General features: G+C 45.1%; 22 protein-coding genes. 11 read left to right on the top strand and 11 right to left on the bottom strand.

The window, feature by feature from the left end; genetic code table 11:
- Positions 1-93: 93 nt before the first annotated feature.
- The 5 genes from AAFP14_RS14705 to nadD form a co-directional block, all read right to left on the bottom strand.
- A complete protein-coding gene (locus AAFP14_RS14705; RefSeq protein WP_341732996.1) occupies positions 94-714 on the bottom strand; it encodes a D-glycero-alpha-D-manno-heptose-1,7-bisphosphate 7-phosphatase in 621 nt (206 codons plus the stop codon).
- A gap of 2 nt (positions 715-716) precedes the next feature.
- Positions 717-2,312, bottom strand: a complete 1,596-nt coding sequence (locus AAFP14_RS14700) for a PfkB family carbohydrate kinase (RefSeq protein ID WP_341732995.1) — start codon at positions 2,310-2,312, stop codon at positions 717-719.
- A 255-nt stretch (positions 2,313-2,567) separates the two neighbouring features.
- Positions 2,568-4,475, bottom strand: a complete 1,908-nt coding sequence (locus AAFP14_RS14695; protein ID WP_341732994.1) for a hypothetical protein — start codon at positions 4,473-4,475, stop codon at positions 2,568-2,570.
- A gap of 591 nt (positions 4,476-5,066) precedes the next feature.
- Positions 5,067-6,086, bottom strand: a complete 1,020-nt coding sequence (locus tag AAFP14_RS14690; protein WP_341732993.1) for a type I glyceraldehyde-3-phosphate dehydrogenase — start codon at positions 6,084-6,086, stop codon at positions 5,067-5,069.
- A gap of 150 nt (positions 6,087-6,236) precedes the next feature.
- Complete coding sequence (nadD, locus tag AAFP14_RS14685; protein WP_341732992.1) at positions 6,237-7,016, bottom strand: nicotinate (nicotinamide) nucleotide adenylyltransferase; 780 nt, start codon at positions 7,014-7,016, stop codon at positions 6,237-6,239.
- A gap of 271 nt (positions 7,017-7,287) precedes the next feature.
- Between nadD and murC the strand changes: the two genes are divergently transcribed.
- The 4 genes from murC to AAFP14_RS14665 all read left to right on the top strand — a co-directional run bounded on the left by murC (position 7,288) and on the right by AAFP14_RS14665 (position 11,234).
- Positions 7,288-8,841 (top strand): UDP-N-acetylmuramate--L-alanine ligase, encoded by a 1,554-nt coding sequence (gene murC, locus AAFP14_RS14680; protein ID WP_341732991.1) that lies wholly within the window; start codon positions 7,288-7,290, stop codon positions 8,839-8,841.
- Positions 8,842-8,989: 148 nt separating this feature from the next.
- Positions 8,990-9,946: a UDP-N-acetylmuramate dehydrogenase gene (gene murB / locus AAFP14_RS14675; protein ID WP_341732990.1), complete on the top strand. Its 957-nt coding sequence runs from the start codon at positions 8,990-8,992 to the stop codon at positions 9,944-9,946.
- Positions 9,947-10,171: 225 nt separating this feature from the next.
- Positions 10,172-10,519, top strand: a complete 348-nt coding sequence (locus AAFP14_RS14670) for a YbaB/EbfC family nucleoid-associated protein (RefSeq protein WP_341732989.1) — start codon at positions 10,172-10,174, stop codon at positions 10,517-10,519.
- Positions 10,520-10,751: 232 nt separating this feature from the next.
- Complete coding sequence (locus AAFP14_RS14665) at positions 10,752-11,234, top strand: low molecular weight protein-tyrosine-phosphatase (RefSeq protein WP_341732988.1); 483 nt, start codon at positions 10,752-10,754, stop codon at positions 11,232-11,234.
- Positions 11,235-11,365: 131 nt separating this feature from the next.
- Here AAFP14_RS14665 and AAFP14_RS14660 read toward each other — a convergent pair whose 3' ends face one another.
- Positions 11,366-12,076: a response regulator transcription factor gene (locus AAFP14_RS14660; RefSeq protein ID WP_341732987.1), complete on the bottom strand. Its 711-nt coding sequence runs from the start codon at positions 12,074-12,076 to the stop codon at positions 11,366-11,368.
- Between the two features lie 78 nt (positions 12,077-12,154).
- Positions 12,155-13,747, bottom strand: a complete 1,593-nt coding sequence (locus AAFP14_RS14655; RefSeq protein WP_341732986.1) for a glucose-6-phosphate isomerase — start codon at positions 13,745-13,747, stop codon at positions 12,155-12,157.
- 233 nt (positions 13,748-13,980) lie between these two features.
- On the opposite strand from AAFP14_RS14655, the gene dusB reads away from it, so the two are divergent.
- Positions 13,981-14,994, top strand: a complete 1,014-nt coding sequence (gene dusB / locus AAFP14_RS14650; RefSeq protein WP_341732985.1) for a tRNA dihydrouridine synthase DusB — start codon at positions 13,981-13,983, stop codon at positions 14,992-14,994.
- Positions 14,995-15,083: 89 nt separating this feature from the next.
- The gene (gene argF / locus AAFP14_RS14645) at positions 15,084-16,004 is read left to right on the top strand and encodes an ornithine carbamoyltransferase (protein WP_341732984.1); all 921 of its coding nucleotides are present in this window, start codon (positions 15,084-15,086) and stop codon (positions 16,002-16,004) included.
- Positions 16,005-16,243: 239 nt separating this feature from the next.
- Here the strand turns inward: argF and AAFP14_RS14640 are convergent, their stop codons facing one another.
- Both AAFP14_RS14640 and AAFP14_RS14635 read right to left on the bottom strand, forming a co-directional pair.
- Complete coding sequence (locus AAFP14_RS14640) at positions 16,244-16,828, bottom strand: Uma2 family endonuclease (protein WP_341732983.1); 585 nt, start codon at positions 16,826-16,828, stop codon at positions 16,244-16,246.
- 159 nt (positions 16,829-16,987) lie between these two features.
- Positions 16,988-18,595, bottom strand: coding sequence for a family 10 glycosylhydrolase (locus AAFP14_RS14635; RefSeq protein ID WP_341732982.1), 1,608 nt, complete (start codon positions 18,593-18,595; stop codon positions 16,988-16,990).
- A 287-nt stretch (positions 18,596-18,882) separates the two neighbouring features.
- Between AAFP14_RS14635 and AAFP14_RS14630 the strand changes: the two genes are divergently transcribed.
- The 4 genes from AAFP14_RS14630 (at position 18,883) to AAFP14_RS14615 (ending at position 22,757) form a co-directional block, all read left to right on the top strand.
- Positions 18,883-20,457 (top strand): Eco57I restriction-modification methylase domain-containing protein, encoded by a 1,575-nt coding sequence (locus AAFP14_RS14630; protein WP_341732981.1) that lies wholly within the window; start codon positions 18,883-18,885, stop codon positions 20,455-20,457.
- Positions 20,458-20,472: 15 nt separating this feature from the next.
- Complete coding sequence (locus AAFP14_RS14625) at positions 20,473-20,685, top strand: hypothetical protein (protein WP_341732980.1); 213 nt, start codon at positions 20,473-20,475, stop codon at positions 20,683-20,685.
- A gap of 20 nt (positions 20,686-20,705) precedes the next feature.
- A complete protein-coding gene (locus tag AAFP14_RS14620; RefSeq protein WP_341732979.1) occupies positions 20,706-21,191 on the top strand; it encodes a transposase in 486 nt (161 codons plus the stop codon).
- Between the two features lie 201 nt (positions 21,192-21,392).
- Positions 21,393-22,757: an MFS transporter gene (locus AAFP14_RS14615; protein WP_341732978.1), complete on the top strand. Its 1,365-nt coding sequence runs from the start codon at positions 21,393-21,395 to the stop codon at positions 22,755-22,757.
- A 57-nt stretch (positions 22,758-22,814) separates the two neighbouring features.
- On the opposite strand, the gene AAFP14_RS14610 is transcribed toward AAFP14_RS14615, so the two are convergent.
- The gene (locus AAFP14_RS14610; RefSeq protein ID WP_341732977.1) at positions 22,815-24,173 is read right to left on the bottom strand and encodes a Tle-like phospholipase domain-containing protein; all 1,359 of its coding nucleotides are present in this window, start codon (positions 24,171-24,173) and stop codon (positions 22,815-22,817) included.
- Positions 24,174-24,421: 248 nt separating this feature from the next.
- Positions 24,422-25,789, bottom strand: a complete 1,368-nt coding sequence (locus AAFP14_RS14605) for an alpha/beta hydrolase family protein (RefSeq protein ID WP_341732976.1) — start codon at positions 25,787-25,789, stop codon at positions 24,422-24,424.
- A gap of 137 nt (positions 25,790-25,926) precedes the next feature.
- Between AAFP14_RS14605 and AAFP14_RS14600 the strand changes: the two genes are divergently transcribed.
- Positions 25,927-26,130, top strand: coding sequence for a hypothetical protein (locus AAFP14_RS14600; protein WP_341732975.1), 204 nt, complete (start codon positions 25,927-25,929; stop codon positions 26,128-26,130).
- Position 26,131: the final 1 nt, after the last annotated feature.

Raw genomic sequence — 26,131 nt, 5'->3', positions numbered from 1 at the left:
AGATTCGATAAAAAACCCGGTTTCTGACCACCCGTGGGGGCGAATAAACCCTTGACTGCCTTTCTTCCAGATTTCTAATATTAATTATCCCAGTTAATGTGTTACGTTAAACTTTTTTAACTGCGGATAATTACTCTCATTTGAAATTAAATTAATAATTTCTGGCATTGATGAAACTACGGTTATTTGCTCGGAAAATGGAGATTTAGACAAGTCTTGCTGTTCCTGTATTCCATAGCCAGTTTCAACCAGAAAAGCTTTCATACCCAACTGCAAACCAGGCTCTACATCCCTGAGTCTATCCCCGATCGCCCAGCACCGCGCCGGATCTAAACTGCGATCGGCGATCGCTTGGAGAAATAACCCAGGCAACGGCTTGCGACACTCACAAACATAACTATACTCGATAACTTGACCTTGCGGATGATGGGGACAGTAATAAAAATCGGCGATCGCCCCGGTCGCAGCTTCAGCATCCTGCCGCATTTTATCATTAACTGCCTCCACTGCCTCAACTGGGAAATAACCCCTAGCGACACCCGATTGATTAGTCACCACCAATACTGAGATGTCCTGAGTCTTGAGGAATTTTAGTGCCTCCAGCACTCCCGGAATCCACTCAATTTGGTCGGGGTGGCACAGGAAGTGGCTATCTTCAATCAGAGTGCCATCGCGATCGCACAAAATTGCTTGGGGTTTGTTAAAAGATGACATCTCTATACCTTTAAAACTGTAGTAGCAAATTTCAACAACCGAGCTTTTTCTACTGGTTCAGCATTCCCAAGAGTATTAGCTGAAATCGCCCCAGCCAAATTCCCCAGCAGGGAACCAACTGCGATCGGTAATTCCAACTTCGCACTCAAGCTAGCCAGAGCAAAAAACGCATCACCCGCCCCAATTGTATCCTTCACCGCCAACGTCATTGCCGGACTCACATCTTCTTCTCCTTTAGCATTCATTCCCAACGCTCCTGAAGAACCCAAAGTCAGCCATCCTTGGTGAGCATCTAGATGCTGGAACAAGCCTTTAAGCAGATAATTGTGGTCGCCGTAACGGCTCGAAAAAGCCAAGCGCAGTTCTTGTTCGTCCAAGCAAAAAACATCAGCTCGGCGGTACTTAGTAATTAAGTTATAGCCGTAATTTGCACTATTTGTTTGGCAGTTTAAAGCCAAAAATGGAGCTTCACTTTGAACCAAATCCATGAGTTCAGCATCCAGCAATCCATGTCCGTAATCGGCGACCACCACCATGTCATAATCCCGAATCGTTTTCCGCAAACGATCTAACAAATTTTGGCGCTGACTGGGAGCAGGTCCTTCTTCTTGCAGCTCATTAATAGAAAACAACTTGCTGTAATTATCTCTCATTCCCTGCCGCTCAATGTAACGGCGTTTAGTGACGGTAGCTGCACCATTTTCATATTGCAAATCTAGCCGAATACCGCCATTTATATTATTCAAAATCAAGCTGTGAATGTCGGGTTCATTTCCCACGACACCAGCCACAGTTACAGAGTCTACAAAACTAGCAATGTGGCGAGCAATAGCCAAAGAACCTCCTAAATGCTGTTCTTTTTTCAAAAAGCGAGTCGAAATAACTCTGCCTTTAGAAGTCAAGCCCTGCACTGTACAGTGGACAAATTCATCAATAATGACATCTCCCAACACTAAGACTTTGAGTTTTTGCATCGCATCAACGCCCTTGCGAATTTCATCAAAAGGGTATTGTTGGCTTAATTGGATGGCATAGCTTTTGATATGCGGTGGCAACACATCCGTGTAGTTATTCAGCAGCTTTGTGGAGCTAAAGACAATCTCCCCTGTATAGCGAATTTCACCACCGTAGGCTTGAACTCGATCGGCTTCCCGGTCAATATTTTTAGTAACATCTTGACTGTGGTCAGCATATTCGTGACCTTTGCAGTAAAAATTTGGCTGAACTCGATCGAGTACATCTAAAGCTGTGGCAACAGGAGCCAATAACACATAGTCTACACAAGCTAAAGAGGCAAGAGAATAAAGTCGCAAATCGTCCGAAAAAACCGGTCTCCCAGGGCCTCGGTTGACATAAGGAGCTGCGGTAATGGAAACTACCAAGACATCTCCCAAAGCTTTGGCTTCTTGCAAATGGGCAATGTGACCTGGATGAAGCAGGTCAAACACCCCATGACAGAGAACTATCTTGCGGTTCTGTTCTCGGATCTTAGCAAGTACCTCTTTACAGGTTTCAAAATCCAGATATTTTTCTGTGTTTTTTGTCAGCATCTGTGAACTAAATTGTGTAATTTCTAACTCAGACAGGCTTGCCACCATACAAGACCCGATCATCCCAGTTTTTATAAATATACCAGGTGATGTTCGCGATCGCCCGTCTACAAGCTTGAGTCTGACATGAACTAACTTTCTTCACCCAAACCGCAGCAGGTTTTATTGATGCGACACTATCCCTGAACACTTTTAATCGCCGAGCTACAAACAGACGATATAACGCCCGTGTTATTAGAGCTTTCAAGTGGCTATTTTGAACAGAAGACTTGGATTTAAGACTAATGTTCCCGCCACCTAAACCTAGATCCGCCCTACTTGGGTTTTAACAGCCAGAACACGCTGGATCAATTCTTTCCATTCCAGCGAATTGCTCAAGGAGTTCGTATCAAAATACTCACCTTTTTCTAAAGAAAAGCGACCAAAATTTTCTAACCAATTCATTACTGTTTCTGTCCGTGAGAAAGGCGTACAATTCAAGGATTTCTGTAGAGAACGAGACATCCCAGTCTTATCGTTGTTGCGATAAGCATACCAGGCTTCCCAGACTAGAACGCCGTACTGGACCTGATTGCTTTGAGCTGAATTTTTGACCGTATTTTCCTCAAAACGCCATCTCTCTAATTCCCCCGCAGTTTGGTGCAGTTGTGACTGAGACTGTTCCAAGGCTTGCTGAGTCGAGTAAAGTTGGGACTGCGACTGTTCCAATGCTTGCCGAGTTTGATGGTGTTGGGCTTGGGATAGTTCCAAGGCTTGCTGAGTCGAGTACAGTTGCGACTGTGACTGTTCCAATTCTTGCCGAGTTTGATGGTATTCGGCTTGGGATAGTTCCAAGGCTTGCTGAGTCGAGTACAGTTGCGACTGTGACTGTTCCAATTCTTGCCGAGTTTGATAGTGTTCTGCTTGGGATATTTCTAATTCTCCCAGAATTTGATGGTGTTGGGCTTGGGATAGTCCCAATTCTTCCTGAATTTGATGGAGTTGAATTTGTATTAATTCACAATCTTCCTGAGCCTGATACATTTGCGACTCAAATCGATCGCGATCTTCCTGAGCTTGATAAAGTTGAGCTTGGGTTAATTCCAACTCTCCCTGAGTTTTGTAAAGTTGTGACTGGGATATTTCCAAATCGCTTCTAGTTTTATGTAGTTGGGGATGAACTTTTTCCAACTCTTCCTGAGCTTGATATAGTTGCGACTGAAATCTATCGCACTCCTCCTGAGTTTGATAAATCTGAGCTTGCGCGAGTTCCAATTCTCCTTGAACGGGATAAATTTGACTTTGGACTACTTCTAACTCTTTTTGAGTTTGATTCAATTGGGTCAGAGATTGCTCTAGCTCTGCCTGAGTTTGATATAATTGCGATTGTGACTGCGCCAACTCTCTTTGACTCTGATGCAGTTGGACTTTGCACTGTTCAAACTCTCTCCGTTGTTCGTAGGTCATATGGTAATATAAATCGGTTGGTTCTACATTTAAGTTAAGATTAAAGTCGCTTGAAACCTTGGATATTTCTATTATTGCAATTGAATTTGCTTGTGACCAAGGCCATCCGTATTCGCTATCCGTAAGTTCGAGAACATCTACTTCTCTCCAAAGCATATAATGCTTATCGTCTGCTGTTTCTCTATCTATTAGCTTTAAATAGTTTGCAGATATAGCCTCTTTAGGAATGCCATATTTTTTCCATAAAACTTCTAAATACTCTTTGCTAAATTGAATGTACCACTCTGCATCTGTAAGTCTGCCAAAAGGAACGGTTATCAAGGCTTTTCCATTCATAGCCAGCAGATCGTATATTTTGGCGATCGCCTTCAAGGGACCTTCGAGATCGCGCGCCTCGGTTTTTTCGCCATAGCCTCCCGAAGGATCTCCGGCTTGCCCTATGTGTTCTACACTGGAAATTGATACTATTGCATCATATTTTTCCGCTGAGGGCAGGTCCATCAAATCTTCATTCTCTACACCCAGGTCTACTTCAAATTTATCTATAATTCGTCTCGTTCTCACACCCATGTTTTCGCTCAATGAGTTTTCATAGTGAGAGAGTACGTTGCCCACTTCTAGGATTTTTTGAGTATTTTCCAGATTGGCAATAAAATCAAAAGCGATAGAAATTTCTACCGCTCTTTCTGTCGGATTATTGAATTTTATTCGATTGTAATATAACTCTTTACCTTTAAAAGTAAAGGTTCTTGTCCACTTACTCATTTTTTCCTCAAAATGCAAACTCTCAAGTTATCTGGCGCAGCTAACGATGAAAATGTGGACTTCTGGGCGACAATATCAAATTTAGCGTTCAACCAGCGATTATATTTAGCAATTGCAGCACAACTTAATAAAAGTTAGCGTTCTTACTCTCTATTTTCACCCCATCCTATTTGCTCAAATTCCTCGACGATCGCCCGAAACTCCACCCAACGGAATTGCTAAAACTCCCCTTCGCCCTAGGGCAACCTACTGCCAAAATTGTTTTCCAGAAGCCTACCACAATTTGGAGTAAGTTTTGCCATCGCCCCCAATGAACTCAAGCCATCACCACCCACGAACATACCAGACCGCAGGCCCTCTCAGGATGTTCCCACATGAATTCTATAAAAACTTTCCTTTGCCTCCGCAGACAAGGCAGATGTCACTGGTTCCCAGGCTCTTCCGGGAAACCCATGTCTAGAGGTCTTGCCTCGCTTGGATATGCCCCAATTTCGAGGCAGAGCCTCTGGTTCTGCGTTACCAGGCAGAGCCTGGTAACGAGTAGACCAGTAGACCAGTAGACCAGTAGACCAGTAGAAACAAGTCAGGCTTCTAGCCTTCCCATCTTTGGGCGACTAATTCAGCCAAGTCAACAACTCGCTGACTGTAGCCCCATTCATTGTCGTACCAAGCCAAAACCTTTACCATGTCGCCATCCATCACTAGGGTCAAGCTGGAATCTAGAATGGAAGAAGCATCACTGCCTCGATAGTCGCAAGAAACTAAAGGTAAATCGTTGTACTCCAAAATTCCTTTCATGGAGCCTTCGGCTGCTTCCTTGAATACTTGATTTACTTGCTCGGTGAAGGTCTTTTTCTCTACCTGAGCGACGAAATCAACTACGGACACATTGGGAGTGGGTACGCGCATGGCAATCCCATTTAGTTTGCCTTTCAATTCTGGAATCACCAAAGCCACAGCTTGAGCTGCACCGGTAGATGTCGGCACAATATTCATCGCAGCAGCCCGTGCCCGCCGCAAGTCGCGGTGGCTAGCATCCAGCAAGCGTTGGTCGCCTGTGTAGCTGTGGGTAGTGGTCATCATGCCCTTGACGATGCCAAAATGTTCGTGGAGGACTTTCAACACTGGAGCTAGACAGTTGGTGGTACAGCTAGCATTGCTGATGACTGTGTAGTCACTGTGCTTGTAGTTATGGTGGTTGACTCCCATCACGTAGGTTCCCACTTCTGGCCCTTTGCCAGGAGCGGTGATCAGCACTTTTTTAGCGCCGGCGGTGATATGCTTTGAGGCTCCAGCTTGGTCTACAAACACGCCTGTTGATTCAATAATGAGATCGACACCCCACTCTTTCCAAGGCAAGTTTAGGGGATTGCGATCGCTCACGCATTTAACTGTCTTGCCGTTGAGGGTAATGGAATTTTCATCGGCACTGATGTCCACACCCTTCAACGTTCCCATCATGGAGTCGTATCTCAACAAGTGAGCATTACTTCTGGGATCGGAAGTGTCATTAATAGCTACCAACTCTAGTTCGCTGTTTTCTCTGCCCAGCCAGCAGCGCGCAAAACTGCGCCCAATACGCCCAAAACCATTGATCGCGACTCGAATCACCTTAGTACCTCCTAACGATGGCAGCCCCTAATTTAGGGTAAAATTTTGGAAAAATTTAAGAATTGACTATGAAACAAGATCATACCGCAAAGGCAGATCCTTTCTAACTTTTTGTCTATAATGAACAATCAGTTAAATCCAGTTATAGCCTCAGCTCTGGTAAAGCTGATGGTTAACAATATAAGTCCTTACGGCCTCTGGGACTAAATGCCCGATCGCTCGACCTTGACGACAGTAACGACGGATAGCTGTGGAAGAAACTTCGATCTCCGGCATAGCCAAAACCTGCCAGCGGAGCTGCACTCCCCTCAGACTCATTTTTTGGGCTACCACAGCACAAACTGTATTCGTCTCCAGCATCTTGTCCGCCGCAGCATCCATCGACACTTCCCTCTGCAACTCCTCAAATCCCCCTGTCCGGCGTCCCGCCACCAACCACTCACACAACCGCCCAATTTCCCCACACCGCGGCCATTTGGGTAAAGTTTGGAAAGCATCAGCACCAATAATCCAGTAGAGCTGAGCCTCTGGATACAAATTTTGCAAATACAGTAGAGAGTCGATCGCCCCGGCCGTAGAGGGATTGGTATCTAGGGGTAAAAGTCCAAAATCCGGTCGCTGTGCTGTCGCCAGAGCTACCATTTCCCGTCTTTGTTCAAAAGTTGCCAAAACACTGTGCAGCTTGTGTCCAGGAGTGCGATCGACCGACCAGACTACGCGATCGAGACCCAATTGACAGACGGCTCTGTTAGCCATCCACAAATGCCCCCAATGCACCGGATCGAAAGTCCCCCCCAAAATCGCTACTTTTTTCATACAAAGTGGTAGTCTTGGTAAATCTTTGTGGGTTTCACCCCACATCTGGCGTAAAAATATCGCGGGGCCATGGCTGCCGTATCCCAGCACAGCAAGAGGATGGGGAAAAATCATACAGGAATATGCGATCGCCCAAAATCCGTCAGTTGCCCCAGACCCCCAAAGCTCATCCTCGCTAAATTGCAAGTTAAGAGATATGACTGTTCCGGAAATCTACTCGGTACCAAGTCATATAGGATACAAGAAAAGTATCTCTACCAATCCCAATATCCAGGGACTAGCAGAGAATTTTGTACAAAAATATATAGCGAAATGTATCCTGAAAAAACAATTCTTGATATCATATCGCGTGTGATTGGCGTGGTGTGGTGCGTGAGGAGCGAAAATGCCGAGTTCAGTTGATTTCAGTGGTAAACCATTTCATTTCATCGGCATTGGTGGAATCGGAATGTCAGCCCTTGCTTATATTCTAGCGAAACGTAACTTGCCTGTGTACGGTTCGGATATTAAATCGAGCCACATAACTGAGCGCTTGCAAGGAATGGGAGCTCATATTTTTTGGGGTCAAGACGCTAGCAATTTTGAACTATTTCAAAAGCTGACACTTGACCATAGTCCCGCAGGTCAGCCAGAAAAACCCGTATCCTCCGTAGGGGAAAATTGGGTAGGGGCTTCTGTGGCGACAGCCGAAGCTCTCCCATCCCATGGGAGTGACCAACGAGTTAGGTCGGTACTGGGACTGCCCCAAGTAGTATGTTCGACGGCAATTCACCAGGGAAATGCCGAATATAGAGCTGCTTTAGATTTGGGCTGTCCGATTTTTCATCGATCGGATGTTTTAGCAGCCTTGATTCAAGATTACCAAAGCGTCGCCGTAGCAGGTACTCACGGTAAAACTACCACTAGCAGCTTAATCGGCTTCATGCTGATGGCCGCCGGTCTAGACCCGACCATAGTCGTAGGAGGCGAGGTAAATGCTTGGGAAGGGAATGCTCGGTTGGGGGAGGGCCCCTACTTAGTGGCGGAGGCTGATGAATCCGATGGTTCCCTTGTCAAGTTGGTAGCCAAAATTGGCGTAGTGACAAATGTGGAACTGGATCATCCAGACCATTACGATACCCTCGACCAGGTAATAGACACATTTAAGGTGTTTTCCCAAAACTGCCAAACTTTGGTGGGCTGCATTGATGACCAAATTGTCAAAGACTGCATCCAACCAAATATTACCTACAGCTTGCAACCAGATAGCGGTGCTGACTACACGGCAGATGATGTCCTGTATGGTGCCGACAGTACCAGGGCTCGGATTTGGGAACGAGGAGTTCTCCTGGGGGAAATGGAGTTGAAGCTGCTAGGCAAACACAATCTCAGCAATGCACTAGCGGCGGTAGCTGTGGGTCGATTGTTGGGGTTAGATTTTTCGGCCATCGCCTCTGCCATGGCTGGCTTTGAAGGGGCGCGCCGCCGTTTTGAAGTGCGGGGTTTTCACAATGACATCCTGTTTGTGGATGACTACGCCCACCATCCTAGCGAAATTCGTGTCACCTTGGCTGCTGCTAGGTTGCGTATAGAAGGTAGCGCAGAAAATCCTAAATCGGGAAGAGTGGTTGCCATTTTTCAACCTCACCGTTACAGCCGGACTTTGACTTTTTTGCCAGAATTTGCCCAATCTTTTACTGATGCTGACTTGGTGGTTACTTGCGAGATTTATAGTGCTGGGGAACCCAATTTAGGACAAATTAGTGGGCAAATGGTGGCTGATTTAATTGCTAAAGAAGGGCAACAGGTGGAGTTTCAGGCTTCCTTGGAATCAGTAACTAAGTTTTTAACCCAAAGTTTGCAACCGGGGGATTTGGCTCTATTTTTGGGTGCTGGAAATCTCAATCAGATTATTCCAGAGGTGATGGCTTTTTATCAAGGAGCCGATCGCCCGCATTAGCTAGCTCCCGTGGGATCGAAGGACTTTCATGGCGGTGCAGATAGTACCGAAACTTCTGTGTGCCTAGTAGTTCTTTTCCTACTCACAAAAATCAATAAATAGACTCTCAACCAATTCTTTGCTCGAAGGTATTTTAAGGAATTTCAAAATGGTGACTATCTCGAATGACTCCTCTGTTAAGGGCTATCGGCGAGTTTATTCTCCTATTTCTTTGGGGGGAACTGACTGCAAGATTAACTCTCAAGTGTCTTTGGCAAGCATGACTTCCTTCCGAGTCGGTGGACCAGCAGAATGGTACGTTGCTCCCCGCAGTATAGAAGCTTTGCAAGCCAGTTTTGCCTGGGCTGACTCTGAGGGCTTGGCTGTAACTCTACTGGGTGCTGGTTCTAATCTGTTGGTGAGCGATCGGGGTTTGTCCGGTTTGGTCGTCGGTACTCGATACTTGAAACAGGTGAGTTTTAATCCAGAAACAGGTCAAGTAACTGCTGGGGCTGGGGAATCTATTCCCCGTCTCGCTTGGTTGGCTGCTAAACGGGGGTGGAAAGGCCTGGAATGGTCTGTGGGTATACCGGGGACTGTGGGAGGTGCTGTGGTGATGAATGCCGGGGCACACAGGGGCTGTACAGCGGATATTTTGGTAAATGCTCGCGTCCTTTCACCAAGTGGTAAGGTAGAAATTCTGACTCCCCAAGAGTTGGGCTACCGTTATCGGACTTCGGTGCTGCAAGGGGGCGATCGACTCGTAACAGAAGCCACTTTTCAGTTACAGCCGGGATTCGATCGAGCGGCTGTAATGGCAGAAACTAACAATAATTTCAGCCAGCGGCGGACGAGTCAACCTTACCACTTGCCTAGCTGCGGTTCTGTTTTCCGCAACCCCAGTCCGAAGGCGGCAGGCTGGTTAATTGAGCAAACAGGACTGAAGGGATATCAAATTGGCGGGGCTCAAGTAGCTCAACGCCATGCTAATTTTATTCTTAACTGTGGGTCGGCAACGGCTAATGATATTTTTCAAGTGATCCGCCACGTTCAAGAGCAAGTCCAAGAGCGGTGGTCGCTATTGTTGGAGCCAGAAGTTAGAATACTGGGAGAGTTTCCGTTATAAAGCGGGCATGATCTGAAATTAGGGATTACGTACGGTCGGGCAGATCGAAACTTGGGTGGAAACCCTCAACGCTTGTGGAGAGGACGATCTCTACTGATGCTGGAGAAATTCCGTGTCAGCAAGTCGCCTCAACGAATCAAGAATCTCAGTGTCTTTACACATGAGAGTGCCAACAAGTAATCAACCAACGGCACACTGTTTTTAATTGAGCATCGCTGAGTAGTTATGACACAATCAGGAAAAGGATTTGGCTTCGGCCTGGGCAAAATGAAAGAACTAACTGAAGCTTTCAAAAAAGCTCAGCAGGTTCAAGAAGGAGCTAAGAAGCTTCAGGAAGAGTTGGATCAAATGGAAATTGAGGGAACTGCCGGCGGTGGCCTGGTTAAAGTTTTTCTCAGCGGGAACCAAGAACCCCGTCGGGTGGAAATCTCCCCTGATGCGCTTGGTGAAGGTGCGGATGTGGTTTCTGAACTCGTCACGGTGGCGATGCTGGATGCTTACACTAAATCAACCACGACGATGCGAGAAAAAATGGAAGAACTGACTGGCGGACTTAATCTCCCCGGTTTCTAAGTTGTTAGTCAGTAGTCAATAGTCTTGTGACTAATGACTACTGACTGGGGAATCGGGAATCGGGAATGGGTAATAGGAATATGACATTGGAATTAACAAATAACCAATAACCAATAACAAATAACCAATAACAAATAACAAATAACAAATAACAAATAACCAATAACCAATAACCAATAACCAATAACCAATAACCAATAACCAATAACTAATAACTAATAACTAATAACTAATGACTAAATTATTATTTGTGTGCTTAGGAAATATCTGCCGATCGCCTTCTGCAGAAAATATTATGAATCATTTGATTCAACAAGCCGGTTTGGGCGATCGCATTACTTGCGATTCTGCTGGAACTGCGGGCTATCACATTGGCAGTCCTCCTGATAGTAGGATGGCTGTGGCGGCGAGGAAGCGGGACATTGAATTGTTAGGTGCTGCACGCCAATTTCAAAGGAAAGATTTTGAGAATTTTGATTTGATTCTGGCAATGGATCGGGAGAATTATCGAAATATTCTTGCTCTAGATAGCGCTGGAAAATATAAAGAAAAAGTGCGGTTGATGTGCGATTTTTGCCAAAAATACGACCTTAAAGAAGTGCCAGATCCTTACTACGGCGGGTCTGAGGGATTCGATCGCGTAATTAATTTGTTGCTGGATGCTTGCGAGGGCTTGTTGGAGTATTTGAAGAAGTCAGAAGTCAGCAGTCAGTAGTTATTAGTTATTAGTTATTAGTTATTAGTTATTGCCGTCGCCAGCCAGCGAAGTCGAAGGGTTATTTGTTATTGGTGAGGAATTCCCAATTACCAATTCCCAATTACCAATTCCCAATTCCCAATTACCAATTACCAATTCCCCACTAAATGGTGTTCCATCGCAAAACGAACGAGTTCTGCACGATTGTTGCTTTCGGTTTTTCTGAACAAGCTGCTGACGTGCTTTTCCACGGTTCGGGGACTGAGGTGGAGCTCAAGGCCTATTTGAATATTAGACAGACCTTCTGTGAGTAAATTCAGCACTTGTTGCTCTCTTTGGGTCAAATTCGGTGAATTTTGGGTAAAAGAAGGGCGATCGCCCCTTTCTGACTTTTGAGTCAAAAAATCTAATTCTCCCGTCCCCTTGACTTGGTGGCGCTCCTCTGTGGTAACAGTTTCTCTCTGGGAGGGTAAGGCTTGGGCAATGAGTACGTATCTATCCAACAAAGAACGAATTACCACTCCCAACTCATTGAGTTCAAAAGGCTTGGCCAGATAATTGTCGCAGCCCATTTGATAGCCCCGAATTCGCTCCTGAGAACTCGTCCGTTCCGTCAAAAAAATCACCGGTAGCAAGCGGAAGGCTGGACGAGTCCGCACTCGCCGCACGAACTCGTAGCCGTCCATTTCAGGCATTGTAATGTCGGTAACAATCAAGTGCGGCTGAAATTCCTCTACTAAGCCGAGAGCTTCTTTGCCGTTTTCAGCAGGGATGACCGAATAACCCAAAATTTCCAGGTAATCGTTAATCGACAAGCGAGTCGCAAAATCATCATCAGCAACCAGAATTGTCAATGGCATGGGGGGAATTAAAAGTTAAACAGTGAGCATTAAAAATTAAAAATGACTAATTTCACTTTTAATTTTTAATTTTACTGTTTAACTTCCTTTATAGCTTGTAGTCAAAGTAGCAGGTTGCCCAAAATTACCTTCTAAAACAACACCTCGACCGTTGGCTGCCAAATGGCGCACAATTTTGTAAATTGTCTCTATTTGCTCTGGCTTTCCTGCTTTTTTGGCTATTTCTGTGACAGAGAGAGGAGTGGACGACTGTTTGAGAACTTCCAGTACCTGTTTTTGCAAGTCTAATACAGCAGCGGCGGCTTTTTTGCCTGCTTCGACACCTGGTTGGTGATAGGCGTTGACATTGACCAAGGAACCGTAAAAACCTACGGCTCTTTCGTAGAGAGCGATTAAGGCTCCTACTGTGCGAGGATTGACTTGAGGAATGGTGACAGTAATTGAATCTCGTTGATTTTCCGACAAAGCTTGTCGAGTTCCCTGGAACAAGCCCGACAAATAATCTCCCGATGTTACCCCGGTTTCAACTTCGGGAGAAATGCCTTGTCTGTCTTCCAAAACTTCAATAAATGTGAGGAAGAAATTCGGGACGCCTTCTCGTAATTGTTGGACGTAGGCGTGTTGATCCGTTGTGCCTTTGTTGCCGTAGACTGCTATGCCTTGATACACGGTGTTGCCGTCTAAATCTTTCTCTTTTCCTATAGATTCCATAACTAATTGCTGCAAATAGCGACTGAACAATAGGAGTGAATCTTTGTAGGGGAGAACTACCATATCTTTTTCGCCACGTCCGTTGCAGGCAAAATACCAACTCAGGGCTAAAAGGGCGGCGGGATTGTGTTTAATTTCGGTGTTTCTGGTGGCTTCGTCCATGACTTTAGCACCGTCGAGCATTGCCGAGATGTCTATGCCTTGCAGAGCTGCTGGCAAAAGTCCGACTGCGGAGAGTTCGGAAGTTCTGCCTCCTACCCAATCTGCCATGGGGAAGGTGGTAATCCAGCCTTCGGATTTGGCTAATTTGTCTAGTTGGCTGTCTACTCCGGTGATGGCTATGGCTTGTTTGGCAAAGTCGAGTTTTTGGGTGGCGAAGGCTTTTTGCACTTCGATCATGCCGTTGCGGGGTTCGGGGGTGCCGCCGGATTTGGAGATGGTAATTACTAGGGTGCTGACGAGTTTGTCTTTGATTTGGTTGAGGATGCGATCGATTCCTGCTGGGTCTGTGTTGTCGATAAAATGTATGGCTAGGGGCGGAATGTCTGGGGATAAAGCTTCGGAGACAAATTGGGGGCCGAGGGCGGAACCACCGATGCCGATGGAGATGATATCGGTAAATTGGGGAGCGAAGGGTGGCTTGATGTCGCGGCTTTGAACTTTCTTGACAAATGTTTCGATTTGCTGTAGCGTCTGGACTATTTCTTGTTTGAGTTCTGGGGTGGGGGCGATATCGGGGTTGCGGAGCCAGTAGTGGCCTACCATGCGGTGTTCGTCGGGATTGGCGATCGCCCCTGCTTCTAAAGCTGTCATGTCTTTGAAAGCTTTGTCAAATTTGGGTTTCATTGTAGTGACGAAAGCGTCGTCGAAGCTCATGCGACTGATATCGAGGTAAAGTCCCAATCCAGAGTGATAGTAAAGCCAGTCTTGATAGCGTTGCCAGAGTGCTGTGGCATCCATAGGAATTCTCTACAATTTTTTTAATGTTCGATCGGCATCATCGCGAATCAACCAATTGTAGTTCAAAACTCACATCTTGTACCTGTTTCCATCACAGACTGAACTACCTGTTCCACAAATAGTGAATTTCTTGTGGGCCTTGTATTCGTTTTTTAATTTTTAAAGTATAAATACTTAATGTTGTACAATATACAGATATTAGAATTCAATTACTATCTCAGAACCAATCGACTATGCTTACTCTCTCTCCAGAATTACAAAAAAGATTAGCAACTCCTCTGAAAATCGGCGATTTTGAAGTAAACAGTCGCGTGTTGCAATCGCCGTTGTCGGGTGTTACAGATTTAGTATTTCGCCGCTTGGTGCGCCGCTACGCACCGGATTCAATGATGTATACCGAAATGGTGAATGCTACGGGTTTGCACTACGTCAAGCAACTGCCGAGAATTATGGAAGTTGACCCGAATGAACGCCCAATTAGCATTCAATTATTTGACTGTCGCCCAGATTTTTTGGCAGAAGCGGCACAGAAGGCAGTGGCAGAAGGGGCGGATACAGTTGATATTAATATGGGCTGTCCGGTTAACAAAATTACTAAAAATGGTGGCGGTTCTTCCTTGCTACGAGCTCCAGAAACTGCTGAGGCAATTGTGCGGGCAGTTGTGCAAGCTGTAGATGTTCCTGTGACTGTGAAAACTCGCATTGGTTGGACGGACAAAGAAATTAATATTTTGGATTTTGCCAAACGGATGGAAGATGCGGGAGCAAAAATGATTACTGTCCATGGTCGAACTCGATCGCAAGGTTACAACGGCCAGGCAAAATGGGAATGGATTCGTCGTGTTAAGGAAGTTTTATCGATTCCTGTGATCGCCAACGGAGACATCTTTTCTGTTGAGGCGGCGATACGCTGTCTGGAAGAAACAGGGGCGGATGGAGTGATGTGTTCGCGGGGAACTTTGGGCTATCCTTTCTTGGTGGGAGAGGTGGATTATTTCATCAAAACTGGTGTGGAAAAGATAACTCCGACACCAATTGAACGGCTCGAATGTGCTAAGGAACATTTGCGGGCTTTGTGGGAATATAAGGGTGACAGCGGTGTGTCTCAAGCGCGCAAGCACTTAACCTGGTATGCTAAGGGATTCCCCGGTGCAGCGGAATTGCGGGGCTTGTTGGCGGTGGTAGAAACGGTGGAACAAGGTTGCGATTCGATCGATCGCGCGATCGAGCAATTACCCGCAAGTTGAAACCAGGGAAACCTCGTGGGAACAAAAACAAAGCTCGGCTCTGCGGGCGCAGATTTAACGTATAATTGAAAACTCGTGTGGGGGTAAATATGGACTCATTAAAAGGGCGAGATTTATTAAGTCTAGCAGATTTAAGTATTGACGAATTAACTTATTTGTTAGACCTAGGTGCGAGCCTGAAATCGGGAATGGTGAAGCTGAAACGAAATAAAGTTCTCGGCTTGTTATTTTCTAAAGCTTCAACACGCACACGGGTGAGTTTTACGGTGGCAATGTATAAATTAGGAGGTCAAGTTATTGACCTCAATCCTAATGTTACTCAAGTCAGCCGTGGGGAACCTTTGGTGGATACAGCCAGAGTATTAGACCGATATTTGGATGTTTTAGCGATTAGGACTTTCGATCAAAAGGATTTAGTAACTTTTGCTAATTATGCAAAAATACCTGTAATTAATGCGCTGACTGATGACGAACACCCCTGTCAAGTATTGGCGGATTTAATGACAGTAAAAGAGTGTTTTGGCAAGTGGGAAGGGGTGACTTTGGCTTATTTTGGCGATGGCAATAATATGGCGAATTCGCTGATGTTGGGCTGTGCAATGATGGGGATGAATGTGAGAATTGCTTGTCCTCAAGACTTTATGCCAAATCCTGAGATTGTGGAAAAGGCAAAGGCGATTGCGAAGGGAAAGACAGAAGTGACTGTGACTGCTGATGCCAAAGCGGCTGCTAAGGAAGCTCAAGTAATTTATACTGATGTTTGGGCAAGTATGGGACAGGAAGAGGAAGCGACAAGTAGGATTCCTTTGTTTGAGCCTTTTCAGGTAAATGAAGAGTTGGTGGAGTTAGCCGATGGGAATGCGATTGTACTGCACTGTTTGCCGGCGCACCGAGATGAAGAGATTACGGATGGGGTAATTGAAGGGAGTCAATCGCGGGTTTGGGATCAGGCGGAAAATCGGATGCACGCTCAGCAAGCTTTGCTGGCGGCGATTCTCGAAAGCGATTAACAACAGAAAGCAGAAGAGAAGAATCAGAGGAAAGCCAATCTCTCTATCCCAACCTCTTCTCTCTCTGCGCCAAGAGCGCCCTCTGCGGTTAATACAAAAAAATCTAATTCAAAAATAAATATAGCAGTCCTAAATGAGTCGCAAGTTTTTTACCCCACCCCAACCCTCCCCTTACTAAGGGGAGGGAGCAAGAAATTCACAAATGATTTAGAATTGCTATAGAATTGCTACAGCCGTTTTCAATTCGATCTAATTGGTGGCAACATTTCGGGAATTGCGATATTGACAGCCGGAAAATGCAGCGGTGAAATGCTCCCATTTTCCCCAAGAATCAATTCGCTTTGATACCCATTTTCAGCAGGTTCTCGAAAAACATGAAGTTGCCGATCGTTCACATTTAATACCCAATAATCGGCAATTCCCGATCGCGCGTAAATTTTCGCTTTAACTTGGCGATCGTAAGTTAAGCTGCTATCTGCTACTTCGATAATCAGATATACCTCTGAAGGAGTTGGATGGTGAGTCGCATAATCCAACGGATCTATTATTACTAAAGTGATATCCGGTTCAGGCTCAGAATTGTCGTCGAGGGCGATCGGATCTTGGGTATAAACAGCAGCCCGATCTCCCAGAAGATTGCGCAGCACGCTAGCAGTACGTCTAGTGGCTGAAGTGTGAGCAGTTCCTTTTGCACTCATTTGGATAATATTTCCTGCAATTAATTCCACTCGCTCCTCTGGGTTAAAAAATCCTATTTCTCCCAACTTGTGATATTCTTCAACTGTCCATTTGCGGAGCGTGAAAGGGGCTTCTGTGATGAGCATAGTTCCCTCACTAAATTTATAATATGATGTGGAATAATTTAATTGTAGCTTAACGGGTTCCCAGGCAGAACCTGGGAACCGATGTAAGCGAGACTCTTCCTCGCCTATCTGCGTTACCAGGCTCTTCCTGGGAACGAGTAGAAAAGAGTGAAATCTTTACTACAAATTCATTTTTGCGACCTCACCTGCGGCAACATTAACAGTTTGTTGAATTTGAGTTCCATCAACTTTCAACTGATAAGAACCAGGAGAAAGCTCGATCGCCCCAAACCATCCTTTACCATCGGTGCGGAGTTGACGCACTTTGGCGGGAGCATCGATCGCCTGTAATGTCAAGCTCGCACCGTCGCAAGTTCTAGAACACTGTTGCAAATTGCCCGCGATCGCACCCATAGTCGGCCGCGACTTCCAAGGCATATCGGGAATCTCCGCCGGAGTAGCCCACACAGGCTGAGTTTGAACAGTTCTGCCCGTAGCGCCGTCCACGTATTGAGTGGGGTGGGACAGGGCGTTATAAAACCAATCATTACTCTGGGACACGAATTTCCAGGGCTGACGGGGCAAATCGCCACTACCGCCCGATCGCAGTTCGACATTAGCATAGACGTTGCTGCTAGCGTAGGAATACAGCACCGTGCCTGCGACTTGATTTCCTTTAGCAGATGGCGCTTCGGCGCGGCGAATCTGGGCTAGGGTGTCTTCAATGTAGTTGAGATAATTACCAGGTCCGATCGCAATTTGGCGGTTGTATTGATGGTCTTTAGCGTACTCAATCCAATTGTCGTAACCGCGTTTCTGCTGCGGCTTGTACTCGCGCTGGTACGTCATCGGCATCGCCATATCGACGATCCCTTCTTCCAGCCAAGCCCGCCAATCTTGCAGGACTTCTTTGTAAGGTTGCGTTTTATACCAACCTTCATCATTTTTCGGGCCGTCGCCCCAGGCGATCGTCGCCGCCGTCACTTTCACTCGCGGTTTAATCGCCAGGGCTTCTACATAAAGCTTCCGCACTAATTCCGTCACGCGATCGCGCCGCCACTGCATCCAGGCGGGATCGCTTGGTTTCGGTGTACCAGTGCGCCCCGTTTGCTGGTTAAAACGGGCGATCGCAGTCGGATTGTAGCCCCAATCCGGCCCGCCATAGCGCACGTAATCCAACTGTACGCCGTCCACATCGTAACGCTTCAGCAAGTCCAAATAGACGGAAACAGTATAATCCAAGGCATCTGGATGGCCCGGATCGAGAAAACCTTTCGATTCCCCACCGTAAGTCAGCATCGCCCAATTGTCCCTTCCTGGAGCATTAGGTCCGTGTTGTTGCCAAACGTGACCCGCGGGCAGTTTACCGCCGGAAACTACTGGTAGCGTTACCATCCAAGCGTGGACTTCCATACCTGCGGCGTGGGCTTTGTCAATCAAATCTTGGAGTGGATCGAAACCGACGGGAACGTTAGGATCGAGGGTGCGTGGTTCGATCGCACTGGTGTAAAAAGCATCACCACGGCGGCGAACTTGGGCGACGATCGCATTGGCGTTAGCCAGTTTAGCATCTGCAATCAATTTGGTGACTTCTTGAGGTGTTTTGAAGCCCGGATTAAATGCGTCCACCCAGAAGGCTCGAAATTCCGAAGTTTGGGTTTGTGGGGGGGGATTTGCTATCGCCCGATTCGGAAACCAGTGTGATAACCAGCCTGGAGTCAGGAGAAAACTGATTGTTAAGCCGATCGAAAACAGGCTTGACAAAAAGAATGTTTTGGATTTACGCATCAGAATTGTGTGAGAGAGCGTTTAACTGTTGTTTACGGACTATTGATTTGAGAGTCCGGTTGACATTTTCGCACAATGTTATATTAAGTGGGTAAATAAGTAAAATCCTGATTGCAAAACACACGGTATGCAGGAAAAGGCGCTCCTGCCTCTTACTCCCTTCCCCGTAGAAGATTTTATTTACTTCCTATTTCTTCCTTCGTGTCCTTCGCGTCTTCGCGGTTCAATAACACTCATCCAATTTAGGCGAAAATAAGCTCAAGTAGAGATAGACTTTTTCTCAACAAATGATATCACCACATTTTCCAACACGAACCCTTCCGGCTGACAAAAACACAACTGCCAGCAATCTCCTAGAAAGAGTAGACTTGTTGCGCCCAGAAGCAACCCGGAAGTTGCAACAAAGCCAGAGAGGAGAAAAAGGACAATTTTTAACACCTTCATCCGTGGCAGTTTTAATGGCGAGAATGTTTGAATTTAACTGTCCCGATATATCGCTGTTAGATGCCGGTGCTGGTATTGGTTCGCTGCTAGCAGCAGTTGTTTGCGAGCTGTGTCAGCGCCCCGAAAAACCTCGTACCTTGCACATTACAGCTTATGAAATTGACATTATTTTGATTGAATATCTCAAACAAACTTTAGACTGGTGCAGTAGAGAATGTCACAGTGCAGGTATATCTTTTACCTATGATATTCGTCAACTAGATTTCATTCAAGACGCTGCTGATATGTTACACCCTAATCTATTTACACAGGCATTAAAGCTGGAATTTACCAATGCAATTATCAATCCTCCCTATACCAAGATTAATGCTAAATCCCAAGTCCGAAGTTTGCTTCGTTCTATAGGAGTAGAAACCAGTAATCTCTATGCTGGTTTTATAGTTGCCACCGCTCACTTACTCAAACCAAATGGTGAATTAGTATCGATTACTCCGCGTAGCTTTTGCAACGGTTTATACTTTCGAGATTTTCGCAAAGTATTGCTACAAATGATGGCTTTACGTCAATTACACATCTTTGAATCGCGACGGTTGCCCTTTGCCGATGATGCAGTTTTGCAAGAAACTATGATTGTTCGCGCTACCAAACAAATAGAAAAGCCAGATACTGTACTTGTCAACTCAAGCACAACTGCTGGCGATTACCTAATTTCATCTCACTCACTGCGCTATGACGAGCTAGTTAATCCTAGTGATTCAGAGCAATTTATTCGTATTTTGCCAAATTCTATAGACCAGAAAATAGTCTATAAAATGGCACAATTTAGTTTCACTCTCAAAGAACTATTTTTAACAGTCTCAACAGGCAAGGTTGTTGACTTTAGGGTTTTATCTGAATTGCGAATAGAACCAGATTATGGTACTGTTCCCCTGATTTATCCCGCCCACTTTTCTGCTGGTTATGTTGAATATCCCACACTAACGAAAAAACATCAAGCTTTAGCAGTTAACGATAAAACTGCTCCTTTACTCGTTCCTAACGAACATTATGTTTTGGTCAAGCGTTTCTCATCTAAAGAAGAGAAAAAGCGAATCGTGGCAGTAGTTTGGGATGCGGACCAAATTAATAATTCTAGGGTTGGTTTTGAAAATCATTTGAATTACTTTCACAAACATGGACGCGGACTAGACCTCATCCTCGCGCGAGGATTGGCAATTTATCTGAATTCCAACCTTGTAGATAGGTTTTTTCGACTCTTCAGCGGGCATACTCAAGTCAATGCTACAGATTTGCGGAGTTTGAAGTATCCTAGTCTAGAGCAATTACTCTTACTTGGTAATCAAATGGGAGAAATATTTCCGACACAATGCCAAATTGACGAACTTGTCGAAAAACAACTACTGAACGCAATAAATTAGTTATAAAATCACCAAATGACTAGCGAAAATCACATCAATGAAGCTTTAGAAATACTTGCAGCACTTGGCTTTCCAAAAGGGCAGCTTAACGAACGTTCAGCCTTAACCCTGCTTGCTTTGCTGGAGATCAAGCCAGCAGAATCATGGGATTTGGCAAAATCTCCACTGCTGGGAATAACACCAATCATGGACTTTATGAAGCAGCAATATGGAAAGCTGCGAATTTAATAGTATCTCGTAACGTCGATGTGATTGCCATAGAAGATTTAAATATCTCTGGGATGATGCGTCGATGCAAGGTAAAAAGTGATGAGAAAACTGGAAGGTTTCTGAAGAACGGGCAATCCAGAAAAAAGGGATTGAATCGTGCTATCTCCGATGCAAGTTGGGGAGATTTGGGATTAAAGATTGAGTATCTAGCTGCAAAGCAAGGAAAAATCGTAATCAAAGTTAATCCCAAACATTCTAGTCAAGAATGCAGGAATTGCGGTCAGATCGACAAATCAAATAGAGATGGTGAAAAATTCATCTGTGTAGAATGTGGATATCACGAACACGCCGATATTGGCGCTGCAAAAACGATTGGAGATCGAGCTTTGAAAATGGTACGCGGGGACTCCGCGAAACCTGGTGTTCAACACCTAAACGCCCAAAAGATATCACCACGCCGGACAGGCAAACGTGGTGAGTTTGGGAACCTGAGCAATCAGGATATTAAGAACGAAATTTCTTAAGAATCTCAGCGTCTTTAGACCTGAGAGTGTCAATCGACAAATCAAAGCATTTCTGAGGTGTAATGATGCTAAGATACAAAGCTTATATTGCGGCCGTTGGTATCGCAATGCCATATACTGTGATGCAAGCAGTTTGACATCCCGGAAAATGCCGATCGCACTCAGTAAATCTCATAAGTAACTAGGTAAAATATCTTGGCAATGGAAAAAAAACATAACGCTGGATTGTGGGTATCAGTATTATACTTCGCCCAAGGTCTCCCTTACACCGTCGTTAATTTAATGTCGGTGATTTTTTTGAAAGGTTTGGGAACCAGCAACGAACTGATCGGATTGACAAGTCTTTTGTCTTTTCCTTGGGTGTTAAAAGGTTTGTGGGGCCCCGTAGTTGATTTGTATTCAACTAAGCGTAAGTGGATTTTAAACATGGAAATCCTTTGTGCTTTTTTGTTCGCTTTCCTAGCTTTTGGTGTGTTAACACCCCATCCTATTATGATATCGCTGGTCATTTTTACGGCCATTGCCTTTGTTTCGGCTACTCACGACATCGCCATTGACGGATTTTATTTAAACACGCTTAATAAAGACCAACAAGCACTATTTGTCGGGGTGCGCAACACGGCTTATAGAGGTGCTGTCATTGTCGGTAGCGGTGTCTTGGTTTTTTTGGCTGGTAAACTAGCAGAACAGTATTTAGTGACGGGAAATGGTAGCGATACCAAAGTATATCAAGACATTCAGTTGTCTTTTTTGGGTTCGTCTTTTAACGTGACTGCCCTTAGCTACGGATGGGCGACAGCTTTTGGCATTTGTGCCATTATGTTTGTGCTGATTTATCTCTTTCAACGGTGGTATCTGCCCTATCCTAGAAATTATGCGGAGGAAGCGGGTACACCTCGGCAAACCACCACTTTTTTGGAGTCATTTATCACCTATTTTCAGCAAGATAAAATTGGTTGGATTGTAACTTATGTCTTGATTTTTAGATTGGGAGATGCCTTGACTTTTAAAATGGCTCCTCCATTTTTAATGGATAAAGTGGAAAAAGGAGGATTAGCGGTTTCTACCTCGGATATGGGCTTGTTATCGGGTACTTTAGGGGTAATGTTTCTGTTAATTGGAGGGCTGTTAGGGGGCTATTTAATTGCGAAACAAGGACTGAAAAAATGGATGTGGCCGACGGCTATTTTGCAAAACTCTACTAACGTGCTGTATTGGCTGTTGGCAATCAATCAACCGGGGATTGAATGGGCTTATGTCGTAAATTCGATCGAGCAATTTACCTATGGGCTGGGCGTAGCTGCTTATACAGTGTTCCTGATGCGGACTGTCCGCCCGGAATATGAAGCCTCCCATTATGCAATTACCACAGCCTTCATGGCCGCCGGAGTGCTAATTCCTGGGGTTTTTAGTGGCTATTTGCAGGCGAATCTGGGCTATCAAAATTATTTCTTGATGAGTGCACTGGCTGTGATTCCAGGTATGATGACAATCTTCTTTTTGCCACTAGAAGATGAATCAAAATTAGCATCTATGCCCAGACCTGGACTGGACGATCCAGATTAATCAGTAAAGGGCAGGCTGGTTGCCTGCCACACAATCAATATTTGGGGTAGATTTCTATTAAATGGAGATGAAATCCCTAGCTGTCAGAGTGTTTGCTTGAGGACCAATGAAACTGGCAAGAACTTCACCAGTGCTGGTAAATTGGAGCAGAGTTGAAAAATCGCTGGCATTAATTGTGAGTTGGTTAAAGGTAAGACCTTTGGTCAAACCGATTAAATCTTCACCCTGTTGAAAGTCGATTATGGTGTCATTACCTGCCCCTATTCCTAACACGAACACGTCGCGTCCCGCGCCGCCAATTAACAGATCTGAACCGACTCCCCCAACGAGGGTATCGTCCCCTGTATCCCCGTTTAAATTATCATCTCCTTTGCCGCCGAATAGCTGGTCATTACCACTACCACCACTAATGATATCATTGTTACGATTGCCAGTGAGAGTATCGTTTCCCCCGTTGCCAACAATCACATCGTCCCCGGCAAAACCGGAGGCTGTATTGTTGGCATCGTCGCCTACTAAGTTATTAGGTTGAGACAGCGCTAGAGCACCTTGGATTTGAGTTATAACTCCAAAAAAAGAGGCTCCAGGTGTGGTTCTCAATTGCTCTGTGGTGCTGCGTGATTTCAGTGCTGCTCCCTGTGCTGGTAAGGCAAAATCTAAGCCAGCTAATAGCTCTAAATAGTCGGAATCTGTGAAAGTAAAGTCAGGGCTGCTCAACTGGTTGACCGAGATTTCTGTCTGAATTAAACCTAGAGGGGGAGTTGTTAATAGGCCTGATTGAGTATGTTTATCTAGGACTAAGAGTGGATTGATAACCGGATCGGTAAATGTTTGTAAAATAACTTGTCCGGGTAGAAAAGCTTCTCCACCCAAACTCACAAAGTCTCCGCTGACAATGTAGTGAGTTACATTCTTGCCTGCGCCGGCTTTTTGGGTAAATGTATTGACTGTATTTCGAGCAATTCCGGGGGAATTGAAAGTGACAACATCTCCGATCGCGGATGTGAATTCGGTGGCTGCTAGCTGGGTTAAAGCACCGCCCAAGCTGTGGCCGAGAACGTCTGGTGGTAAGCGGTTGGGGTTTTTTGTGGTATCTTGACTGATTTGTGTCAGCCAATTTTCTAATGCTTGTTTGTTGGCTTCAAATTGGTTGAAACCCACACCTCGCCTGTCTCCGAATGCAACATCGTCGATCGCCGTATCACCGCCACGAAATACTAAAACTGGCGGTTTGTCTGGGGTGGTGGAGATTAAGCCGATCGCGTGAAATCCGGTGGTTGGATCGTCGAAGGTGCGATCGATTCGATAGCCGGCGGCGGTTAAACCACCTTGAACAACAGGTTGTAACTGGGGGTTGTCATCTATATAAACTAATCGCTTGGCTATATTTTCGTAAACTGCGGGGGAAGAAGCCATATTTTTGTTATTTCCTTTATGTTGATTTGGGATTGCTGTTTCAGCTACTTAATTAAGTTTACACTAGCGATCGTTTAAGTAGAATAAAAAAGCAATAAGGAACAATGTTCAGACAGCAAGCTTTTTAGTCACCTCTATTTTGCCTTTAATTAAGTAGATTTACTTATGTACAATTTTCATGTGATTCAGGACTTTAGTGATTATCGCTCCCGATGATGACTAAAATCTTCACAGGAATCAGAAATTATCTAAATCTGGACAAAATCTGGTCGCGAAATCTGACTGGCAGATACGCCAGTAATATTAGCAAGAATGGAGCCATTATTCAGGAGACTAATTAAAACTCCGTCATTACCTTGAGTAATTTTAATTTGAGCAAAAGTTAGACCCCGTGACAGTGCAATTAAATCTTGAGAGTCTTCAAAGTCTACGATCGTATCTGAGCCTCCACCGGATTCTAATACAAAACGATCGCGTCCACTGCCACCAATTAAAACATCGTTGCCCAACTCGCCGGCAATCAAATCGTCTCCGTCGCCTCCGTTTAAATAATCGTTATTTCTGCCGCCGTATAAGAAGTCGTCTCCGCCACCGCCAGTGATACTGTCGTTACCTCTATTGCCCCTGAGAGTATCGTTACCGCCGTTGCCGATAATCGTATCATCTCCACTGCCCCCGGTGGCTGCATTGTTGCGATCGTCTCCTAATAAATAGTTTGGTTGTAGGGGAGCTAAACCAATTTGAATTTCTTTGATGAGTTCCAGTAAAGAGAATTCTGGAGATGTTCTTAAACTTTCTGCACCTGCTCTGGTTCTGATTGCTATTGACACTTCTGGTAGGGCAAAGTTCATCGCCGCTATAAATTCATTAAAATCGGAGTCGTTGTTATAGGTCAATTCTGGACTGTTCAAGTCTTCTACAGCAATTTGCCTTTGGAAAAAACCTGGTGGGGGATTAGTGAGCAGCTTTTCTGAGCGATGCTTGGCTAAGACAGTTAGTGGTTCAATATTGGGGTCTGTAAAAGTTTGAAAAAATACTTTTCCTGGTAAAAATTCTTCGCCAAACAGGCTGATGATATCTCCGCTGACAATGTAGTGATTAACATTTTTATTGCCAATTCTGGTCAGGTTTTTCTTAAATGCGTTTACTGTAGTTTTTGAGACTCCGGGAGAGTTGAAAGTAAATATATCGCCAGTAATCGAACTAAATTCGGTGGCGACTATTTGAGCTATAGCACCACCTACACTGTGACCGATGGTATCCGGTAATAACTGATTGGGATTTTGAGATGTATTTTCCCTGATTTCTTGGAGCCAGTTTTCGATCGCATCTTTGTTGTTTTCAAATTCGGCAAAACCAATGTTGGGCGAGTCGGAAAATATAGCATCGTCGCCGATAAAGTCGGTGCCCCGAAATACCAGAACGGGGGGGGTTTTGGGATCTACTGCACCGAAGCCGATCGCATACAGACCCGTTTGGGTATCGTCGAAGATGCGATCGATATAGTAGCCGTTAGTGTCTAGAAAACGGGCAACTAGATTTTGCGAGTCTGGTCGATCGTTCAAATAAACAATTGATTTGGCTAGAGCTTCATAAACCGCAGGGGAGGAACTCATAATATTATGTTTGGTGTTTGTTGGTATTGAGGACCGCCCAGTCAGCGACCTAATTGTGCATTTAAATTAATTATAACCGCTCGCCTTTATATGGTATACTTTAAATTATCAACTTCCCAATTAAGATTTTTGCGCTTATGACTATCATTCGTCAATACATTGCTCCATTGATAGCAGTATTAGTATTTTTCGCTGCCCTCGTAGCAGTGAGCGCTCGCATCTTTTTGCCAGCCGACATGGCTGCCCCAGCACCGATTGAGGAAGTGAGTCAACAAAAGCAAGCGACCTCGGTGCATCAGATTTTGTTGGGCTTCAACTATTCCCCGAACTGTGTTGGCTAAT

Source organism: Microcoleus sp. EPA2 (genome assembly GCA_020882975.1).
Taxonomy (GTDB): domain Bacteria; phylum Cyanobacteriota; class Cyanobacteriia; order Cyanobacteriales; family Microcoleaceae; genus Microcoleus.
The sequence above is the reverse complement of the archived record's forward strand: the minus strand, read 5'-3'. Positions and strand labels throughout refer to the sequence as shown.

What these genes read in the sequence shown, in the direction of transcription:
- AAFP14_RS14705 (WP_341732996.1), bottom strand. Translation starts at nt 714, where the DNA reads ATGTCATCTTTTAACAAACCCCAAGCAATTTTGTGCGATCGCGATGGC.
- AAFP14_RS14700 (WP_341732995.1), bottom strand. Translation starts at nt 2,312, where the DNA reads ATGGTGGCAAGCCTGTCTGAGTTAGAAATTACACAATTTAGTTCACAG.
- AAFP14_RS14695 (WP_341732994.1), bottom strand. Translation starts at nt 4,475, where the DNA reads ATGAGTAAGTGGACAAGAACCTTTACTTTTAAAGGTAAAGAGTTATAT.
- nadD (WP_341732992.1), bottom strand. Translation starts at nt 7,016, where the DNA reads ATGATTTTTCCCCATCCTCTTGCTGTGCTGGGATACGGCAGCCATGGC.
- murC (WP_341732991.1), top strand. Translation starts at nt 7,288, where the DNA reads ATGCCGAGTTCAGTTGATTTCAGTGGTAAACCATTTCATTTCATCGGC.
- murB (WP_341732990.1), top strand. Translation starts at nt 8,990, where the DNA reads ATGGTGACTATCTCGAATGACTCCTCTGTTAAGGGCTATCGGCGAGTT.
- AAFP14_RS14670 (WP_341732989.1), top strand. Translation starts at nt 10,172, where the DNA reads ATGACACAATCAGGAAAAGGATTTGGCTTCGGCCTGGGCAAAATGAAA.
- AAFP14_RS14665 (WP_341732988.1), top strand. Translation starts at nt 10,752, where the DNA reads ATGACTAAATTATTATTTGTGTGCTTAGGAAATATCTGCCGATCGCCT.
- AAFP14_RS14660 (WP_341732987.1), bottom strand. Translation starts at nt 12,076, where the DNA reads ATGCCATTGACAATTCTGGTTGCTGATGATGATTTTGCGACTCGCTTG.
- AAFP14_RS14655 (WP_341732986.1), bottom strand. Translation starts at nt 13,747, where the DNA reads ATGGATGCCACAGCACTCTGGCAACGCTATCAAGACTGGCTTTACTAT.
- dusB (WP_341732985.1), top strand. Translation starts at nt 13,981, where the DNA reads ATGCTTACTCTCTCTCCAGAATTACAAAAAAGATTAGCAACTCCTCTG.
- argF (WP_341732984.1), top strand. Translation starts at nt 15,084, where the DNA reads ATGGACTCATTAAAAGGGCGAGATTTATTAAGTCTAGCAGATTTAAGT.
- AAFP14_RS14640 (WP_341732983.1), bottom strand. Translation starts at nt 16,828, where the DNA reads ATGCTCATCACAGAAGCCCCTTTCACGCTCCGCAAATGGACAGTTGAA.
- AAFP14_RS14635 (WP_341732982.1), bottom strand. Translation starts at nt 18,595, where the DNA reads ATGCGTAAATCCAAAACATTCTTTTTGTCAAGCCTGTTTTCGATCGGC.
- AAFP14_RS14630 (WP_341732981.1), top strand. Translation starts at nt 18,883, where the DNA reads ATGATATCACCACATTTTCCAACACGAACCCTTCCGGCTGACAAAAAC.
- AAFP14_RS14625 (WP_341732980.1), top strand. Translation starts at nt 20,473, where the DNA reads ATGACTAGCGAAAATCACATCAATGAAGCTTTAGAAATACTTGCAGCA.
- AAFP14_RS14615 (WP_341732978.1), top strand. Translation starts at nt 21,393, where the DNA reads ATGGAAAAAAAACATAACGCTGGATTGTGGGTATCAGTATTATACTTC.
- AAFP14_RS14610 (WP_341732977.1), bottom strand. Translation starts at nt 24,173, where the DNA reads ATGGCTTCTTCCCCCGCAGTTTACGAAAATATAGCCAAGCGATTAGTT.
- AAFP14_RS14605 (WP_341732976.1), bottom strand. Translation starts at nt 25,789, where the DNA reads ATGAGTTCCTCCCCTGCGGTTTATGAAGCTCTAGCCAAATCAATTGTT.
- AAFP14_RS14600 (WP_341732975.1), top strand. Translation starts at nt 25,927, where the DNA reads ATGACTATCATTCGTCAATACATTGCTCCATTGATAGCAGTATTAGTA.